At 67.0% G+C, this 17718-nt stretch carries 19 protein-coding genes; 4 read left to right on the top strand and 15 right to left on the bottom strand.

Going from position 1 to position 17718, the window contains the following annotated elements; genetic code table 11:
• Positions 1 to 40 precede the first annotated feature (40 nt).
• The 8 genes from K0H49_RS05945 to K0H49_RS05910 all read right to left on the bottom strand — a co-directional run bounded on the left by K0H49_RS05945 (position 41) and on the right by K0H49_RS05910 (position 6348).
• Complete coding sequence (locus tag K0H49_RS05945) at positions 41 to 181, bottom strand: entericidin A/B family lipoprotein (RefSeq protein WP_219210234.1); 141 nt, start codon at positions 179 to 181, stop codon at positions 41 to 43.
• A 160-nt stretch (positions 182 to 341) separates the two neighbouring features.
• On the bottom strand, positions 342 to 1652 hold the full coding sequence (gene gltA / locus K0H49_RS05940; protein WP_219210232.1) for a citrate synthase: 1311 nt from the start codon (positions 1650 to 1652) through the stop codon (positions 342 to 344).
• 59 nt (positions 1653 to 1711) lie between these two features.
• Positions 1712 to 1990, bottom strand: coding sequence for an FAD assembly factor SdhE (locus K0H49_RS05935; protein ID WP_219210231.1), 279 nt, complete (start codon positions 1988 to 1990; stop codon positions 1712 to 1714).
• A gap of 25 nt (positions 1991 to 2015) precedes the next feature.
• A complete protein-coding gene (locus tag K0H49_RS05930; protein ID WP_187108365.1) occupies positions 2016 to 2717 on the bottom strand; it encodes a succinate dehydrogenase iron-sulfur subunit in 702 nt (233 codons plus the stop codon).
• Between the two features lie 34 nt (positions 2718 to 2751).
• On the bottom strand, positions 2752 to 4563 hold the full coding sequence (sdhA, locus tag K0H49_RS05925) for a succinate dehydrogenase flavoprotein subunit (protein ID WP_219210217.1): 1812 nt from the start codon (positions 4561 to 4563) through the stop codon (positions 2752 to 2754).
• A gap of 4 nt (positions 4564 to 4567) precedes the next feature.
• Positions 4568 to 4933 (bottom strand): succinate dehydrogenase, hydrophobic membrane anchor protein, encoded by a 366-nt coding sequence (gene sdhD / locus K0H49_RS05920; RefSeq protein WP_219210215.1) that lies wholly within the window; start codon positions 4931 to 4933, stop codon positions 4568 to 4570.
• A gap of 16 nt (positions 4934 to 4949) precedes the next feature.
• Complete coding sequence (sdhC, locus tag K0H49_RS05915; RefSeq protein ID WP_219210214.1) at positions 4950 to 5396, bottom strand: succinate dehydrogenase, cytochrome b556 subunit; 447 nt, start codon at positions 5394 to 5396, stop codon at positions 4950 to 4952.
• A 196-nt stretch (positions 5397 to 5592) separates the two neighbouring features.
• The gene (locus K0H49_RS05910; protein WP_219210213.1) at positions 5593 to 6348 is read right to left on the bottom strand and encodes a GntR family transcriptional regulator; all 756 of its coding nucleotides are present in this window, start codon (positions 6346 to 6348) and stop codon (positions 5593 to 5595) included.
• Between the two features lie 187 nt (positions 6349 to 6535).
• Between K0H49_RS05910 and K0H49_RS05905 the strand changes: the two genes are divergently transcribed.
• The 4 genes from K0H49_RS05905 to K0H49_RS05890 all read left to right on the top strand — a co-directional run bounded on the left by K0H49_RS05905 (position 6536) and on the right by K0H49_RS05890 (position 11980).
• On the top strand, positions 6536 to 7522 hold the full coding sequence (locus K0H49_RS05905) for a malate dehydrogenase (protein WP_219210212.1): 987 nt from the start codon (positions 6536 to 6538) through the stop codon (positions 7520 to 7522).
• A gap of 183 nt (positions 7523 to 7705) precedes the next feature.
• Positions 7706 to 8743 (top strand): HpcH/HpaI aldolase/citrate lyase family protein, encoded by a 1038-nt coding sequence (locus K0H49_RS05900; RefSeq protein ID WP_219210211.1) that lies wholly within the window; start codon positions 7706 to 7708, stop codon positions 8741 to 8743.
• Complete coding sequence (locus K0H49_RS05895; RefSeq protein WP_219210210.1) at positions 8740 to 9327, top strand: hypothetical protein; 588 nt, start codon at positions 8740 to 8742, stop codon at positions 9325 to 9327. The genes K0H49_RS05900 and K0H49_RS05895 overlap by 4 nt, the downstream gene beginning before the upstream one ends.
• A 67-nt stretch (positions 9328 to 9394) precedes the next feature.
• Positions 9395 to 11980, top strand: coding sequence for a bifunctional aconitate hydratase 2/2-methylisocitrate dehydratase (locus K0H49_RS05890; RefSeq protein ID WP_219210209.1), 2586 nt, complete (start codon positions 9395 to 9397; stop codon positions 11978 to 11980).
• 43 nt (positions 11981 to 12023) lie between these two features.
• On the opposite strand, the gene K0H49_RS05885 is transcribed toward K0H49_RS05890, so the two are convergent.
• From K0H49_RS05885 to K0H49_RS05855, 7 genes are all read right to left on the bottom strand, one after another.
• Positions 12024 to 12737: a glycosyltransferase gene (locus K0H49_RS05885; RefSeq protein WP_219210208.1), complete on the bottom strand. Its 714-nt coding sequence runs from the start codon at positions 12735 to 12737 to the stop codon at positions 12024 to 12026.
• Positions 12734 to 13372, bottom strand: a complete 639-nt coding sequence (locus tag K0H49_RS05880; protein WP_257624599.1) for a class I SAM-dependent methyltransferase — start codon at positions 13370 to 13372, stop codon at positions 12734 to 12736. The genes K0H49_RS05885 and K0H49_RS05880 overlap by 4 nt, the downstream gene beginning before the upstream one ends.
• Complete coding sequence (locus tag K0H49_RS05875) at positions 13369 to 14139, bottom strand: PIG-L deacetylase family protein (protein WP_219210206.1); 771 nt, start codon at positions 14137 to 14139, stop codon at positions 13369 to 13371. Before K0H49_RS05875 ends, K0H49_RS05880 begins: the two co-directional genes overlap by 4 nt.
• A complete protein-coding gene (locus K0H49_RS05870; RefSeq protein ID WP_219210205.1) occupies positions 14127 to 15128 on the bottom strand; it encodes an acyl-CoA dehydrogenase in 1002 nt (333 codons plus the stop codon). Before K0H49_RS05870 ends, K0H49_RS05875 begins: the two co-directional genes overlap by 13 nt.
• 13 nt (positions 15129 to 15141) lie before the next feature.
• Entirely contained in the window at positions 15142 to 15654 is a 513-nt protein-coding gene (locus tag K0H49_RS05865; RefSeq protein ID WP_219210204.1) for a pyridoxamine 5'-phosphate oxidase family protein, read from the bottom strand.
• A gap of 110 nt (positions 15655 to 15764) precedes the next feature.
• Complete coding sequence (locus tag K0H49_RS05860; RefSeq protein WP_219210203.1) at positions 15765 to 16595, bottom strand: helix-turn-helix domain-containing protein; 831 nt, start codon at positions 16593 to 16595, stop codon at positions 15765 to 15767.
• 131 nt (positions 16596 to 16726) lie between these two features.
• Positions 16727 to 17587, bottom strand: coding sequence for a hypothetical protein (locus K0H49_RS05855; protein ID WP_219210202.1), 861 nt, complete (start codon positions 17585 to 17587; stop codon positions 16727 to 16729).
• Positions 17588 to 17718 lie beyond the last annotated feature (131 nt).

Raw genomic sequence — 17718 nt, 5'->3', positions numbered from 1 at the left:
CGGGCCCGTGGCCCGCTTTGCGTCATTCGGCCTGGCCGGCTTACTGGCGCTTCGTTGCGGCGTCCTCGATCTTGTTGCCGCCCTTCTGGATGTCCTGGCCTGCGCCCTTGACGGTGTTGCACCCGGCCAGGGGCACGGCGAAAGCGAACGTGACGGCGAGCAGTGCGGCTAGTTTCTTCATGACAGAACTCCTTGGATAGAGCGTTGAGCAGTTGTTGACGGGATCGAATGGGGAGTCACCCTCCGGAACCCAAGTTAACAATCGCTCAAGAATTTCCTGTAAGCCAAGACGCAAAAAAGCTGCCCGAAGGCAGCTTTTTTCAAGGCGCGAGCGGCGGGGCTCAGCGTTGGGCGATGGGCTTCACGTCGCGTTGGACCGAGCCTTCGAACAGCTGGCGCGGACGGCCGATCTTGTACTCGGGGTCGCCGATCATCTCGTTGAGCTGGGCGATCCAGCCGACCGTGCGGGCCAGCGCGAACACCGCGGTGAACAGCGGCACCGGGATGCCGATGGCGCGTTGCACGATGCCCGAGTAGAAGTCGACGTTCGGGTAGAGCTTGCGCGACACGAAGTATTCGTCTTCCAGGGCGATCTTCTCGAGCGCCATGGCCAGCTTGAACAGCGGGTCGTTTTCCAGGCCCAGCTCGGCCAGCACTTCCTTGCAGGTTTCCTGCATCAGCTTGGCGCGCGGATCGTAGTTCTTGTAGACACGATGACCGAAGCCCATCAGCTTGACGTTGGAGTTCTTGTCCTTGACCTGCTTGATGAAGTCGCCGATCTTCTCCACGCCGCCAGCCTTCTGGATGTCGTAGAGCATGTTGAGCGCCGCTTCGTTGGCGCCGCCGTGGGCCGGGCCCCAGAGGCAGGCCACGCCGGCTGCGATGGCCGCGAAGGGGTTGGTGCCCGACGAGCCGCACAGGCGCACGGTCGAGGTCGAGGCGTTCTGCTCGTGGTCCGCGTGCAGGATGAAGATGCGGTCGAGCGCGCGCTCGAGCACCGGGTTCACCTTGTACTCTTCGCACGGCGTGGCGAACATCATGTGCAGGAAGTTGCCGGCGTAGCTCAGGTCGTTCTTCGGGTACATGTAGGGCTGGCCCACCGTGTACTTGTACGCCATGGCCACCAGCGTGGGCATCTTCGCGATCAGGCGGATCGCGGCGATCTCGCGGTGCTTCGGATTGTTGATGTCCGTGCTGTCGTGATAGAAGGCCGACAGGGCGCCGACCAGGCCGGTCATGATGGCCATCGGATGCGCATCGCGACGGAAGCCGCGCAGGAAGAACTGCATCTGCTCGTTGACCATCGTGTGGTTGGTCACGAGCTTGGTGAACTCTTCCTTCTTCGGTGCGTCCGGCAGTTCTCCGTACAGCAGCAGATGGCAGGTTTCCAGAAAGTCGCAGTTGGTCGCGAGCTGTTCGATGGGGTAGCCGCGGTACAGCAGTTCGCCCTTGTCGCCGTCGATGTAGGTGATCGAGGACTGGCATGCCGCGGTCGACATGAAGCCCGGGTCGTACGTGAACATGCCGGTCTGTGCGTACAGCTTGCGGATGTCGATCACGTCGGGACCCACGGTGCCCTTGTAGACCGGCAGGTCGACGCTGTTGCCGCCGTTGCTGAACGACAGGGTGGCTTTGGTCTCGGAAGCTTTCATTTCGACTTTCTTTCTCAAAAGATGAATGTTCGGGGGAGCATGAACCTGTGGTGCGGCGCTCAGACGCGCAGCAGTCGCAGCAGGTCCACCACGTCGGCGTCGGCCCAGCCCGCATCGGGCTCGGTGCGCCGCATGAAAAGATCCATCAGATCGTGATCCGACAGATCCATCAAGGTCTCCATGGCCTGCGCCTGGCGCTCGGTCATGCCAGATTCATGCCGCTCGAAGAAGCGCGCGATGAACAGGTCGTTTTCCAGCAGGCCGCGACGGCAGCGCCACTTGAGCTTGCTCAAGCGCCGCTCGCCGAGCGGGGTATCGAGTGTGTCGACCTGTGTCATGGCGGGCAGGATGTCCTGAAGAAGGTCAGATGGCGCGACGCACCATCAGTTCCTTGATCTTCCCGATGGCCTTGGTGGGGTTCAGGTTCTTCGGGCACACGTCGACGCAGTTCATGATCGTGTGGCAGCGGAACAGGCGGTACGGGTCTTCCAGGTTGTCCAGGCGCTCGGCGGTGGCTTCGTCGCGGCTGTCGGCGATGAAGCGGTAGGCCTGCAGCAGGCCGGCCGGGCCCACGAACTTGTCGGGGTTCCACCAGAAGCTCGGGCAGCTGGTCGAGCAGCTCGCGCACAGGATGCACTCGTAGAGGCCGTCGAGCTCTTCGCGCTCTTCGGGGCTCTGCAGGCGTTCCTTCTCGGGCGGCACGTTGTCGTTCTGCAGGTACGGCTTGATCGAGTTGTACTGCTTGAAGAACTGCGTCATGTCCACGATCAGGTCGCGGATCACGGGCAGGCCCGGCAGCGGCTTGAGCACCACCGTGCCCTTGAGCGTGTTCATGTTGGTCAGGCAGGCCAGACCGTTCTTGCCGTTGATGTTCATCGCATCGGAGCCGCAGACGCCCTCGCGGCACGAGCGGCGGAACGACAGCGTCGGGTCCTGCGCCTTGAGCTTCATCAGCGCGTCGAGCAGCATGCGTTCGTGGCCGTCGAGTTCGACCTCGATGGTCTGCATGTACGGCTTCGCGTCCTTGTCCGGGTCGTAGCGGTAGATCTGGAATGTGCGCTTCATCGTGGTGACCTTGTGATGTTTTGTTCTTGCATGCTTAGAACGTACGGACCTTGGGCGGCACCGAATCGACCGTCAGCGGCTTGAGCCGGACCGGCTTGTACGAGAGGCTATTGCTCTCGCTGTGCCACAGCGTGTGCTTGAGCCAGTTCGCGTCGTCGCGGCCGAGCGGCGCGACGGGATCGTCGGCCGGGCGCTCGTAGTCTTCGACGGTGTGCGCGCCACGGCATTCGGTGCGGGCGGCGGCCGAGACCATGGTGGCTTGCGCGACTTCGATCAGGTTGTCGACTTCCAGCGCCTCGATGCGGGCGGTGTTGAACACGCGCGACTTGTCCTTGAGCGTGATGGCCTTGACGCGGTCACGCATCGCGGCGATCTTGACCACGCCTTCGTCCATCGACGCCTGCTTGCGGAACACGGCGGCGTGCTGCTGCATGACGGAGCGGATCTCGCCGGCCACATCCTGGGCGTACTCGCCGGCGGTGGAGCTTTCGAGCTGGTTCAGGCGTTCGAGCGAGCGGTCGGCCGCATCGGCCGGCAGCGGCTTGTGCTCCTTCTGCTTGTCGTTGAACTGCACGATGTGGTTGCCGGCGGCCTTGCCGAACACCAGCAGGTCGAGCAGCGAGTTGGTGCCCAGGCGGTTGGCGCCGTGCACGCTCACGCAGGAGCATTCGCCCACGGCATAGAGACCGTTCACCGCCAGGCTGTTCTCTTCGCCCTTCTGGATCACGACCTGGCCGTTGATGTTGGTCGGGATGCCGCCCATCTGGTAGTGGATGGTGGGCACCACCGGAATCGGTTCCTTCGTGACGTCGACGTTCGCGAAGTTGATGCCGATCTCGTAGACCGAGGGCAGGCGCTTGTGGATGGTGTCGGCGCCCAGGTGGTCGAGCTTCATGTGGATGTAGTCCTTGTTGGGACCGCAGCCGCGACCTTCCTTGATTTCCTGGTCCATCGAACGCGACACGAAGTCGCGCGGTGCCAGATCCTTCATGGTGGGCGCATAGCGCTCCATGAAGCGCTCGCCGTTGCTGTTGAGCAGGATCGCGCCTTCGCCGCGGCAGCCTTCGGTCAGCAGCACGCCCGCGCCGGCCACGCCGGTCGGGTGGAACTGCCAGAACTCCATGTCCTGCAGCGGGATGCCCGAACGCGCGGCCATGCCCAGGCCGTCGCCGGTGTTGATGAAGGCGTTGGTCGAGGCCTGGAAGATCCGGCCGGCGCCGCCGGTGGCCAGCAGCACGGTCTTGGCCTGCAGGATGTGCAGGTCGCCGGTTTCCATTTCGAGCGCGGTCACGCCGACCACGTCGCCTTCGGCGTCGCGGATCAGGTCCAGCGCCATCCATTCGACGAAGAACTGGGTGCGGGCTTCGACGTTCTTCTGATAGAGCGTGTGCAGCATCGCGTGGCCGGTGCGGTCGGCCGCGGCGCAGGCGCGCTGCACGGGCTTCTCGCCGTAGTTGGCCGTGTGGCCGCCGAAGGGACGCTGGTAGATCGTGCCGTCGGGGTTGCGGTCGAAGGGCATGCCGAAGTGTTCGAGCTCGTACACCACCTTCGGGGCTTCACGGCACATGAACTCGATCGCGTCCTGGTCGCCGAGCCAGTCGGAGCCCTTGATCGTGTCGTAGAAATGGAAGTGCCAGTTGTCTTCGCTCATGTTGCCGAGCGAGGCGCCCACGCCACCTTGTGCGGCGACAGTGTGCGAGCGGGTCGGGAAAACCTTGGAGAGCACGGCCACGTTGAGGCCGGCGCGTGCGAGTTGCAGCGAGGCGCGCATGCCGGAGCCGCCGGCGCCCACGATGACGACGTCGAACTTGCGCTTGGTGATTTGGTCTTTGGTATAGGCAGTCATGGGGTCAGAGTCTCCAGAGCACTTGAATGGCCCAACCCGCGCAACCCACAAGCCAGACGATCGTGAAAATTTGAAGGGCGAGGCGGATGCCGACCGGCTGGACGTAGTCCATCCAGATGTCGCGCATGCCGACCCACACGTGGTAGAGGATCGAAGCGATCACGACGAAGGTGAGCACCTTCATCCATTGGGCCGAGAAGATGCCGGCCCAGGTGTCATAGCCGATCGGGCCGCGCGAGAACAGCACTTGCGCGAGCAGGATGATCGTGAAGAGCGCCATCAGGGCGCCGGTGACGCGCTGGCTGAGCCAGTCGCGAAGTCCGTAGTGCGCGCCGACGACGATGCGCTTGGAGCCGTAGTTCACAGACATTTTTACAACTCTCTTTTCAGTACAGGCCGAACAGCTTGGCGCCGAGCACCACGGTCAGCGCGATGCTGATCGCCAGCGTGCCGATGGCCGAGCTCTTGCCGAATTCCTTGGTCACCGCGGCATGGCTCACGTCCATCCACAGATGGCGCAGGCCGGCGATGAAGTGGTGCAGGTAGGCCCAGATCAGGGCCAGTGCCACCAGCTTGAAGAACCAGCCCGGCGCGAAGCCGACGCCGACGTTGAAGACGGCCTTGAAGCGGGCAAAGGAAATCTCGGAAGACACCGAGGTGTCGAACATCCAGATGATGAAGGGCAGCAACAGGAACATCAATGCGCCGCTCACGCGGTGCAGGATCGACACGATGCCCGCCGGCGGCAGCCGGTAGGTGGTCAGGTCGGTGAAGGCATTGATGTTGCGGAACTGGCGTCGCGGCGGACGGGGTGAGTTAGCAAGCTCGGTCATGGGGGCTTTCGTTGCTTTTTCGAGGGGCAGCTTGTTCTTTGGCGAAATGCAAACAACGCAAAATTCTATTGCAATGCACCATCAGGCCGCAGTCGGCTCCGTGTCATCGCACTGGATTGGTGGGATGCTCGGGCGCCGGAGGCACTGCAGCTGTCGTCAAAGGGCGCTTTTACGGGTGTAAAGACGGGTTTCATCATCATCCGAGTTCGTTGCGATAGTGGTGCGTGTCGGTGCGGTAAAGCCCTCGACGCAGCTCCATCGGCGTGTCGTGGTAGGTATGGGCGAGGCGCTCGACGCTCAGCAGCGGCGTCGCCGCATCGACGGCCAGCAAGGCCGCCTGCTCGGTGTCGGGCAGCACGGCGCGGATCTTTTCCTCGGCGCGCACCATGCGCACGCCGAACTCGGTCTCGAACATCGCGTACATCGGCCCGCGCGAGGCGCGCAGCCGTTCGGCCGTGAGGCCCTTGAACGGCAGGCCGGGCAGCCACAGGTCTTCCAGGATGGTGGGCACGCCGCGGTAGGCCAGCACGCGCCGCACCTGCAGCACGGCATCGCCTGAACGCAGCGCGAGCGCGCGCGCCACGTCGGCCGAGGCGCGCAGCCGCCGGCAATCGACGATGGTGCGTTCGGCCGGGCCTTCGGTGGCGGTGTCGCCGCTGTCGGGCACCAGCTTCAGGAAGCGGTACTGCACGTGCTGCTCGGCATGGGTGGCGACGAAGGTGCCCTTGCCCTGGCGGCGCACCACCAGGTTCTCGGCGGCCAGTTCGTCGATGGCCTTGCGCACCGTGCCCTGGCTCACGCGAAAGCGCGCCGCCAGGTCCATTTCGCTCGGGATCGGCTCGCCGGGCTTCCATTCGCCCGCCTGCAGGCTCTGCAGGATCAGGGTCTTGATCTGCTGATACAGCGGGCTGAACGAAGGTGTGGCCGTGTCGGCGAGAAGGGGCGTATTCATGGCGTGGGGCGCTCTGCGCGGTCTGCGCAGGGGCCGTATCTTATATAAGACATAAGACGTTCGTGCTCCGAATCTCGATTCGGCTTAAAATGTGCGCCGGTTCCGCCCCCGGCTCAGCCTTGCGCGGGGCCTCGGCAGCCGCCCGAGCTTGCCGCCGCCGTTTTCACCATCTTCTGGAGTCTTTCCCATGAGCAAAAAGCCTGTTCGCGTCGCCGTCACCGGTGCCGCCGGCCAAATCGGTTACGCCCTGTTGTTCCGCATCGCTTCCGGCGAAATGCTCGGCAAGGACCAGCCCGTCATCCTGCAACTGCTCGAGATCCCCGACGAGAAGGCCCAGAAGGCTCTCAAGGGCGTGATCATGGAGCTCGAAGACTGCGCCTTCCCGCTGCTCGCCGGCGTGATCCCGTCGGGCGACCCGATGGTGGCCTTCAAGGACGCCGACTACGCACTGCTGGTTGGTTCGCGTCCCCGCGGCCCCGGCATGGAACGTGCCGAGCTGCTGGCCGTCAACGGCGCGATCTTCACGGCACAAGGCAAGGCGCTCAACGCCGTCGCCAGCCGCAACGTCAAGGTGCTGGTGGTGGGCAACCCCGCCAACACCAATGCCTACATCGCGATGAAGAGCGCACCCGACCTGCCGCGCAAGAACTTCACCGCCATGCTGCGCCTGGACCACAACCGCGCCCTGAGCCAGATCGCCGCCAAGACCGGCACCGCCGTGGCCGACATCGAGAAGCTCACCGTCTGGGGCAACCACTCGCCCACGATGTACGCCGACTACCGCTTCGCCACCGTGGCCGGCAAGAGCGTCAAGGACCTGATCAACGACCAGGTCTGGAATGCCGACACCTTCCTGCCGACCGTCGGCAAGCGCGGTGCCGCGATCATCGAAGCCCGTGGCCTGTCCTCGGCGGCTTCGGCGGCCAACGCCGCCATCGACCACATGCGCGACTGGGCCCTGGGCACCAACGGCAAGTGGGTCACGATGGGCATCCCGTCGGACGGCCAGTACGGCATTCCCAAGGACGTCATGTTCGGCTTCCCGGTGACCACCGAGAACGGCGAATACAAGATCGTCGAAGGCCTGGACATCGATGCCTTCAGCCAGGAACGCATCGACAAGACGCTCAAGGAACTGACCGACGAGCAGGCCGGCGTCGCCCACCTGCTGTAATCCCCCGGCCATCGGGCATGTCGCGCCGAATGCGCGCCGTGCGTCGATGGCCCCAGGAGTCTCATTGCCCATGTCCGACCGGAATCCTCCTCTTGATGACCGTCGCTGCCTGCAGGCTCGCTTCGAAGCGAGCGACATCGCGACCTGGGCGCCGCGCAAAGCGCCCGACCTGATCACTGCTGCATGAGCGCGGCTTCGATGCACCCCCGTGACGTGCTGCTCGGCGCCCAGGCGGGCGCCATCCTGCTGCCGGTCTGCGACCATTACAGCGGCGTCGAAGTCCGCATGAAGAAGAGCCTCGCGCTCCAGGCCGAGATGGCCGCGGAGTTCGGCGCCTGCGTGTTCGACGTCACCCTCGACTGTGAAGACGGCGCCCCTGTGGGCGGCGAAGCCGAGCATGCGCAACTCGTCACCGAGCTGGCACTGGCCTCGGCGCCCGGCATGCGGGTCGGGGTGCGCGTGCACCCGGTCGACCATGCGGCCTTCGACGCCGACATCGCCACCATCGCCGGCCGTGCCGGCCCGCGCCTGAGCCACCTGATGGTGCCCAAGGTCGAGTCGATCGACGACGTGACCCGCGCCGTGGCCGCGCTCGATGCCGCCGGCGCGCAGACGCTGCCGTTGCACGTGCTCATCGAATCGCCGCTGGCGGTGCACAACGCCTTTGCCATCGCGGCCCATCCACGCGTGCAGTCGCTGAGCTTCGGGCTCATGGACTTCGTCTCGGCCCACGCCGGCGCGATCCCGGCCGACGGCATGGGTGTCGCAGGCCAGTTCAGCCATCCCCTGGTGGTGCGCGCCAAGCTGGCGATCGCCTCGGCCGCGCACGCCTACGGCAAGGTGCCGTCGCACTGCGTCGTCACCGAATTCAGCAACGTCGAGGCCCTGCGTGCCGCGGCGAAACGGGCCGCCGCCGAGTTCGGCTACACCCGCATGTGGAGCATCCATCCCAGCCAGATCCGCCCGATCCTCGAGGCCTTCGCGCCCGAGGAAGGCCAGATCGAGCAGGCCGCGCGCATCGTCGACGCGGCCGTGCGCCAGGCCTGGGCGCCGGTCAACATCGACGGCACGCTCCACGATCGCGCGAGCTACCGCCACTTCTGGCAGGTGCTCGAGCGCGCCCATGCCACAGGCCGTGTGCTGCCTCCCGAGGCACAGACCTGGTTTTCGTCTTCTTCCCCGAACACCCCAGACAACCGTCCCCCAAGGAACCCTCGATGACCAAGACCCTCGCACTGATTGCCGCCGCCGTTCTGGCGCTCCCGCTGGCGGCCACGGCCCAGAGCAGCACCGACGCGAAGCCGGCCGCCAAGGCCGCGGCAAAGCCTGCCGCGAAGCCCGCGCCCAAGAAGAAGCCCCAGGTCACGCGCCGTGCCGCCAAGGCTGTCGAGGAAGTCACGCCGATCGACACCAGCACCGACGTCACGCTCAACGAGGCCGACCTGGCCGTGGCCGGCCGTGTGCACACCGGCAAGATCCAATGCGAGCTGGGCGCCGACGTGACCGTGACCGCCGACGAGAGCAAGCCCGGCTACTTCACCGTGTCGACCAAGGGTGCCAAGTACCGCATGCACCCGGTCGAAAGCCGCACCGGCGCGATCCGCCTGGAAGACCCGCGCGCGGGCGCCATGTGGCTCCAGCTCGGCAACAAGTCGATGCTGATGAACCAGAAGCAGGGCCTGCGTCTGGCCGATGACTGCCAGGCACCGGCGCAGGTCGCCATGTCGGCGGAACTCAAGCTCAACCCACCCAAGAGCCTGTTCGAGGGTGCTGACGCGCCGACCAGCGGCCCCGTCAAGAAGTAAGAAGAAGTAAGGCAAGGCTGTCCCCCGCAGCCAGCCCCGTCGTACCCGTTTCCGGAGAATCTAGAAGATGTTGCAAGCCTACGTTGACCATGTCGCAGAGCGCGCCGCGCTCGGCATCCCGCCCCTGCCCCTCACCGCCAAACAGACTGGCGAAGTGATCGAGCTGATGAAGTCCGCCACGTCGAACGACGGCGAGTTCCTGCTCAACCTGATCACCCACCGCGTGCCTGCGGGCGTCGACGACGCCGCCAAAGTCAAGGCCAGCTATCTGGCGGCCGTGGCGCACGGGACGGAGAAGAGCCTGTTGCTGTCGCGCGCGCGCGCCACCGAACTGCTCGGCACCATGCTCGGCGGCTACAACATCAGCCCGATGATCGACCTGCTCGACGACGCCGAAGTCGGCGCCGTCGCGGCCGAGGGCCTCAAGAAGACGTTGCTGATGTTCGACCAGTTCCACGACGTCAAGGAAAAGGCCGACAAGGGCAACGTCAACGCCAAGGGCGTGCTGCAGAGCTGGGCCGACGCGGAATGGTTCACCAGCCGTCCCGAAGTGCCCCAGAGCATCACGGTCAGCATCTTCAAGGTGGCCGGCGAGATCAACACCGACGACCTGTCGCCCGCGCCCGACGCGACCACGCGTCCCGACATCCCGATGCACGCGCTGGCGATGCACAAGAACGCACGCCCCGGCATCGTTCCGGAAGAAGACGGCAAGCGTGGCCCGGTGAAGTTCATCGAGGACCTGCGCGCGCGCGGCCACCTCGTGGCCTACGCGGGCGACGTGGTCGGCACGGGTTCGTCGCGCAAGAGCGCCACCAACTCGGTGCTGTGGTTCACCGGCGAGGACATCCCCTTCGTGCCGAACAAGCGCTTCGGCGGCGTCTGCCTGGGCGGCAAGATCGCGCCGATCTTCTACAACACCATGGAAGACTCGGGCGCGCTGCCGATCGAACTCGACGTGGCGCAGATGAACATGGGCGACGTGGTCGAACTGCGTCCCTACGAAGGCAAGGCCCTCAAGGACGGCAAGGTCATCGCCGAGTTCCAGGTCAAGAGCGACGTGCTGTTCGACGAAGTGCGCGCCGGCGGCCGCATTCCGCTGATCATCGGCCGCGGCCTGACGGCCAAGGCGCGCGAAGCACTGGGCCTGCCCGTGTCGACGCTGTTCCGCCTGCCGACCAGCCCGGTCGACACCAAGAAGGGCTACTCGCTCGCACAGAAGATGGTCGGCCGCGCCTGCGGCCTGCCCGAAGGCACTGGCGTGCGCCCGGGCACGTACTGCGAACCCAAGATGACCTCGGTCGGCTCGCAGGACACCACCGGCCCGATGACGCGCGACGAGCTCAAGGACCTGGCCTGCCTGGGCTTCTCGGCCGACCTCGTGATGCAGTCGTTCTGCCACACGGCGGCGTACCCGAAGAAGGTCGACGTCAAGATGCACCACGAGCTGCCGGACTTCATGGCCAACCGTGGCGGCGTTTCGCTGCGCCCGGGCGACGGCGTGATCCACAGCTGGCTCAACCGCCTGCTCACGCCCGACACCGTCGGCACCGGCGGCGACAGCCACACGCGTTTCCCGATCGGCATCAGCTTCCCCGCCGGCTCCGGCCTGGTGGCTTTCGCGGCCGCGACCGGCGTGATGCCGCTCGACATGCCCGAATCGGTGCTGGTGCGCTTCAAGGGCAAGATGCAGCCCGGCGTCACGCTGCGTGACCTGGTCAACGCGATCCCGCTGTACGCCATCAAGGCTGGCCTGCTGACCGTGGCCAAGCAGGGCAAGGTCAACATCTTCTCGGGCCGCATCCTGGAAATCGAAGGCCTGCCTGACCTCAAGGTCGAGCAAGCCTTCGAGCTGAGCGACGCTTCGGCCGAACGCTCGGCCGCCGGTTGCACGGTGCACCTGAACAAGGAACCGATCATCGAGTACATCCACAGCAACATCACGCTGATGAAGTGGATGATTGCCGAAGGCTATGCCGATGCCCGCACGCTGGCCCGCCGCATCGCGGCGCAGGAAGCCTGGCTCAAGGACCCGCAACTGCTCAAGGGCGACGACGACGCCGACTACGCGGCCGTCATCGAGATCGACCTGGCCGACATCCACGAGCCGATCTGCGCCTGCCCCAACGACCCGGACGACGTGAAGACGCTGTCCGACGTGGCCGGTGCGAAGATCGACGAAGTGTTCATCGGTTCGTGCATGACCAACATCGGCCACTTCCGTGCCGCATCGAAGCTGCTCGAAGGCAAGCGCGACATCCCGGTCAAGCTGTGGATCGCACCGCCGACCAAGATGGACGCGCAGCAGCTCACCGAAGAGGGCCACTACGGCGTGTTCGGCAATGCCGGTGCCCGCACCGAGATGCCGGGCTGCTCGCTGTGCATGGGCAACCAGGCGCAGGTGCGCGAAGGCGCGACCGTGATGTCGACCAGCACGCGCAACTTCCCCAACCGCCTGGGCAAGAACACCAACGTGTACCTCGGCTCGGCCGAGCTGGCAGCGATCTGCTCGCGCCTGGGCCGCATTCCGACCAAGGAAGAGTACATGGCGAGCGTGGGCGTGCTGGATGCGTCCAGCGCGCAGATCTACCAGTACCTGAACTTCGACAAGATCGAGGAATACCAGAACGTGGCCGACGGCGTCACCGCCTGATCCACCTGCCTGCCAGATCAAGGCCCGCTTCGGCGGGCCTTTTTCATGGGGCCGGCGCGTCGGTGATCAACTGCGGCACCACGGCCGCGCTCAGCCCGGCTGCAATGACCGCCAGCAGCGTGTCGCCGAAGCCGCCGCGCGCCCGCGCATCGGCACGCGCACTGGTGGACACGCGTGGCGCGGCACTCCAGGCGATGCGTGCGCCCGAGGCCTGCAGGGCCTCGACGAGTGCCACATCCTCGCTGCAGGCCAGCGCGCGGAAGCCGCCGGCGCGCACATAGGCGGCGGCCGAGACCCCGAGGTTGGCGCCATGGATGTGGCGATGCCCGTCGGCATCGGTGTAGGTGCGTGCGAAGTGCTCGCGCAGCGATTCGGCATGGTGGCCGTGCACGCTCCAGTCGTCCACGCCGATCGAGCCGCAGACCGCGTCCGCGCCGAGCTCCAGCTGGCGCACCAGCCAGTCGGGTGACACGCGGGTGTCGGCATCGGTGAAGGCCAGCCAGCGCGCGCCTTCGGCGAGCAGCTGTTGCGCGCCGGCGGCGCGGGCCTGGCCCACGTTGCGCGCCGACACGGTCAAGGTGCGCGCGCCCTGCCACCGTGCAATGGGGCCGGTGGCATCGCTGCAGCTGTCCAGCACGACCAGCAGCTGCACTGCCTCGCCCTGCAGTCCCGGATGGACGCTCGCGGCGCGCAGGCTGGCCACGGTGGCCGCGATGTGCGCTTCCTCGTCGTGCGCGGGAACGACGATGCCGATCACCGGATGCCTTCCCGTTGGGCCACCGAGCGCGGGTCGCGGCACCAGACGTCGAGCACGAAGTCGCTCTCGGTGTGGGCCACGGTGCGCGCCAGTCCGGTGGCGGCGCAGGCCTGGTGCACGGTGTCGGTCGACAGCACGCGTGCCTCGAAATCGGGGCGCCAGTTGCAGGCCACCAGCACGCCATCGTCGCTCAATGCGTCGGCGCAGCAGCGCGCCAGCGTCTGCATGGCGTCCTCGGTCAGGAAGTAGCCGAGCTCGCTGAGCACCACCAGGTCGAAGGGGCCTTCGGCGTGGGGAAAATCCTGCGGCAAGGCATGGGTTGCGATACGCACGTTGGGCAGCGCGGCGGTGCGCGCCTGCGCAGAAGCCCGTGCCTGCGGACTGAAGTCGCTGGCCAGCACGCGATCGCAGCGCGCCGCCAGGGCCACCGTCAATTCGCCCGCGCCGCAGCCGGGTTCGTAGGCGTTCGCATAACGCCGATGGGGCAGGGCCGCGAGCAGCAGCGCACGCTTGCGTTCCTCGTACCAGCGGGTGCGCTGGCCGTAGGGGTCGTCGTTGTCGCCGTACAGCGATTCGAAGTAGGCAAGGCGGTCGTGACGGCTCGCAGCCTGGCGGGTCTGCATGTCGGTGGTCATGAGAAGAACACCTCGAAAGGACGTTGTGCGCGCTGCACCGTGGTGTCGCGCAGGATCGGGCCGGCGCCGGTCGAGGGGTCGTGCTCGAGCTGGCTGGCGAAGGCGTTGACGGCCTCGCGCTTGGCGCGCGCGGCACCGGCATCGAGCGCCAGCCGCATCGCACGCTGCCAGGGCATCCGTGCGTCCCCCGGCGCCGCCCAGTGCCAGGCCCACACCGGGACCTCGATCAACCGGACGCCAACACAGGCCGCCGCGGCCGCGCAGGCCTGGCCGGTGGCCTCGTGGTCGGGATGGCCGTCGTGGCGCCAGGTGGTGAAGACCACGTCCCTGGGCCGCAGCAGTGCGGCGATCTGGCGGGCCAGCGGGCCGCGCTGGCGCATCAGGCCGCCGTCGTCGAAACCCAGGCGACGCACTTCGGTCATCCGGTCGACATCGAGCCCGAGCGTCTGCCATGCCCGTCGGCTCTCCAGCGGGCGTTCGATCGCGAGACGGTGCGGCGGCCAGGCGATCGATGCCGGGTGGCTGGCCGTGCCGTCGGTCACCGCGGCGATCAGCATCGGCCGCTGCAGGGCGCGCAGCTGCGCGAGCAGTCCGCCCACGGCCAGCACCTCGTCGTCTGGATGCGGTGCGACGACCACGGCGCGACAGCCCGGCGGCACGAGCTGAGCGGCGTCGATTTCCATCATCGGTTGGTGTGCAAGCCAGGGCAGCCACTGCGCCTCGGGCGTGCCCTGGCCGGCGATCGCACGGTCGGCTACAGCGGCCATGGCGCCTCCGCACGCTGAAGCAGCGCACCGCCGAGTGCGGCCAGATCGCGCTCGGCGTGGCTCTGGCGCAGGAAGATCGGCAGGTCGACCATGGCCTGCGCAAAGCGTGCGTCGCGACACAGCGGCGCGGCGCCGAGGGCGCGGCCGGCATGCGCCATCACCGCGGTGGCTGCGGCTTCGACCACCAGCCGTGCGCGCTGCGCCGGCAACTGGGCGCTGGCTTGTGGCCAGGCGTCGATCCATGCCGCGGTCTCGCGCAGCACGGCCGCGGCGCCGGCCAGCGCCACGTCGATGGCGCCGAGGTGGGCGAGCCGATGCGCATCGGGCCGCGGCCCGCAGCGCTGCCGCGTCATTTCGGCAATGCCCGCGGCACCGCCGTACCAGCAGGCCGCGATGCCCGCGCCTCCGTGCCAGAAGCCGGGCCGCGCCACATAGTCGCCCGGCCGGCCCACCGGGTGTGCGACAGCGGCGTCGAGGTGCACGTCGACGGTACGCGCGCCGGCCATGCCGGCGGCCTGCCAGCCATGGTCGCCCACGGTGACGCGGGCCTGATCGAGTTCGATCGCAGCCAGGCAGGGTTCGCCGGCTTCGTTCCACGCGCTGATGACTGCGTGCGTGACGCTGTGGGCGCCCGAGCACCAGGCCTTGGTGCCTGTGAGATGGCAGCTGCCGTCAGGTTGCAGGCTCAGCGTGACGCGCGCATCCGGCGGCTCGGCGCACCAGGTGCCCCAGCGGCTGCCGGGCGGTGCCGCAGGCGCGCCCAGTTCCGCCAGGATGGCGAGGGCGTCGGTGTGGCCTTCGAACAGCTTCACCAGCGACAGGTCGTGCGCTGCCACGGCGGCCAGCATCTGCCAGCGTTCGAGCGTCCGGCCGGCACCGGGCAAGGGGAGAGGGTCGAAGCCGCCGTCCACCAACTCGCTCAGTGCGAGCGGTGCATCGGCAGCGTCCAGCAGCGAACGAAGTCGCCGGTCCGCGCGTGGAGCGAGCATGGCGCAGCGGCGATCAGCCGACGTTCAGCGTCTTGTGCTCGCCCAGCTTCTTCGGCGTCTCGCCGGTGACGGCGGCCTTCATCATCTTGAAGACCTGCACCATCTTGCTGTCGTCGACATCCCAGAATTCGGCGTGGCCGATGCGCACGGTGAGCAGGCCCAGGTTCGGGTCGGTCACGCCGGCGGGGAACCACGCCTTGGCCATCGAGGTGAAGAGCTCTTCCTTCTTCGCGGGGTCTTCGAGCAATGCGGCATGGCCGGACACCGAGACATAGCTGTCCTTGTCGGTGTCGGCATAGGCGACGTTCACCACGTCGTCGGCCGGCAGGTTGCGCGCGATCTCGCCGTCCTTGGGCACGAAGAAGTAGAGCATGGCACCTTCGTCGAGCTGCTTGTTCTGGGTCGTCAGCGGATGGCTGTGCAGCATGCCGTCGTGGTGACGGTGCACGAACATCCCGAAGCGGGTGTCCTTGATCAGTTCCCAGAGCTTCTGATGGTCGTTGGTGGTGTCGGTGGTCGTGGTCATGGTGATGCGCCTGAGGAGTTGTCTACAAGCGCTTCAACATACGGAGGGTGTCGATGCCGCGGTCGGGACCAACGCCGCGTGTTGGTGTGGGCCGGCGCCGACGGCCGCTGTCATGTGCCCAGGCTGGCCAGCGCAGTCGCGGTGGCCGCGTCGGCCGGGAAGAAGGACTCGACCGCGAGCTCCTGCAGCGTCACGTCGACCGGCGTGCCGAAGATGGTGGTGGTGCTGATGAAGCTCAGCACGCCGGCCGGTGTCGCCAACTGGAAGGGCACGACCACGCCGGCCAGTTCGCCGCCCGCGCGCGGCACCGCATGGCCGGCGTCGGCCACCGGATAGGCGGCCAGTTCGTCGTGCAGCGCCTGCAGCGTGGCGTCGCCGGTGGCCGCGACCTGCTGCTGCAGCCGCTCCAGCAGGTGCAGTCGCCATTGCGCAAGGTTGGCGATGCGCGGCGCCAGGCCCTGCGGATGCAGGCTCAGGCGCAGCACGTTGATCGGCAGCTCGAGCAGTTCCGGTGCGGCGCCGGCCATCAGCAGTGGCACGATGCGGTTGGCCGCGACCAGCTGCCAGTGCCGGTCGATGGCCAGGGCCGGGTAGGGCTCGTGGCCCTTGAGCACCAGTTCGACCGCCTGGCGCGCCGCGGCCAGCGCCGGATCGTCGAGCGCGCGCTGGCGGTACATGGGCGCGAAGCCGGCCGCCACCAGCAGCGCGTTGCGCTCGCGCAGCGGCACGCCCAGCCGTTCGGCCAGCCGCAGCACCATCTCCCGGCTGGGCGCGGCGCGGCCGGTCTCGACATAGCTCAGGTGCCGGGTCGAGACTTCGGCCTCGTGCGCCAGGTCGAGCTGGCTCAGGTGCCGGCGCTGGCGCCAATGACGTAGGTGCGCGCCGAAGGGCTCGCGGGCGCCGGGGGCGAGGGAGGGCGAGGTTTGCGCAGGAGGGGTCATGGTGCCGATTCTGTGGCGCGCCGCGCGCCACCGCCATGACCTCGAAGGTCATCGCCGCGCCGATCTGGCGGCGCCAGCATCGCTTCCGACGCGGGTCGGGAAGGGCCGGGCCTTTCTCGCTGGGCCCGGGCTCAGGGCGGCGGAAGGTTCGGCGCCAAGTGTTCCTGCCCCCTGAGGACCATGGCAGCGCCGGGCGGGCCGCCCACCGCGTGGGGCAGCGAGGTCACCAGCGAGTCGGCGAGGTTGCCGCGGTACAGCTTGGCGCCCTGGTGCGAGAGGTTGGAGTTGGCATCGACATGGATCGACTCGCCCAGCCCCGACCACAGGCGGCAGAAGCCGTAATCTTCCGACAGGTAGCGCCGGGTCTTCGGATCGACCATCACGTCGAAGAAGCGGTAGTGCAGGCCGCGGTCGATATCGCCGATGCCGTCGGGCGCATAGCTGAGATCGGGGTAGCTGGCCATGAGGCGCTCGAAGACGGCGCGCTTGATGGCCATGAACCCTGTCGGTGCTTCGGTCACTTTCATGAAGCCGTCGGGCTGGATGACGAGGTCGACCTCTGCGGTCTCTTCCGACGCTTCGGTGTTGATGGTGTAGCGCGTGAACGTGGCGTCGAACTGCTGGCGCGTCATGCCCCGGGCCACGCCCTCGGCCGGCCAGTCTTCGCGCTTGAGCGGATACACACCGGCCGCGATGTCGTAATTGGCCTGCAGCAGCCGGAAAGCGGCCTGGGCCGAAAAGCCGATGTCGGCATCGATCCAGAACAGGTGGGTCCATTGCGGGTTGGCCAGGAACTGCGCCACGCAATTGTTGCGCGCACGCGTGACCAGGCTTTCGCCCTGGTGGAGCAGCGCCTGCAGCCGCATGCCGGCGCGCTCGGCTTCGACGGTGAAGTTCATCATCGATACGACGTAGTTCTGAAAGAACTTGCCGTCGTGGCTGGGCGTGACGATCAAGGGGAAAAACGCCTGGAGTTCGGATTTGTCGAGCATGGAGGAAGGTCCGGTGGTGAGGGGGTGCCGCAGCCGATATCGGCGCGCTGTGGCGCGCTTGGCCCCAGGAGGCGGCACGGCGCCGGGCTGGGGATCTGGGATTCCTTGATTTCTATTCGCTGCGCATGGAT

The organism is Variovorax boronicumulans, from assembly GCF_019352895.1.
Lineage (GTDB): Bacteria > Pseudomonadota > Gammaproteobacteria > Burkholderiales > Burkholderiaceae_C > Variovorax > Variovorax boronicumulans_A.
The sequence above is the reverse complement of the archived record's forward strand: the minus strand, read 5'-3'. Positions and strand labels throughout refer to the sequence as shown.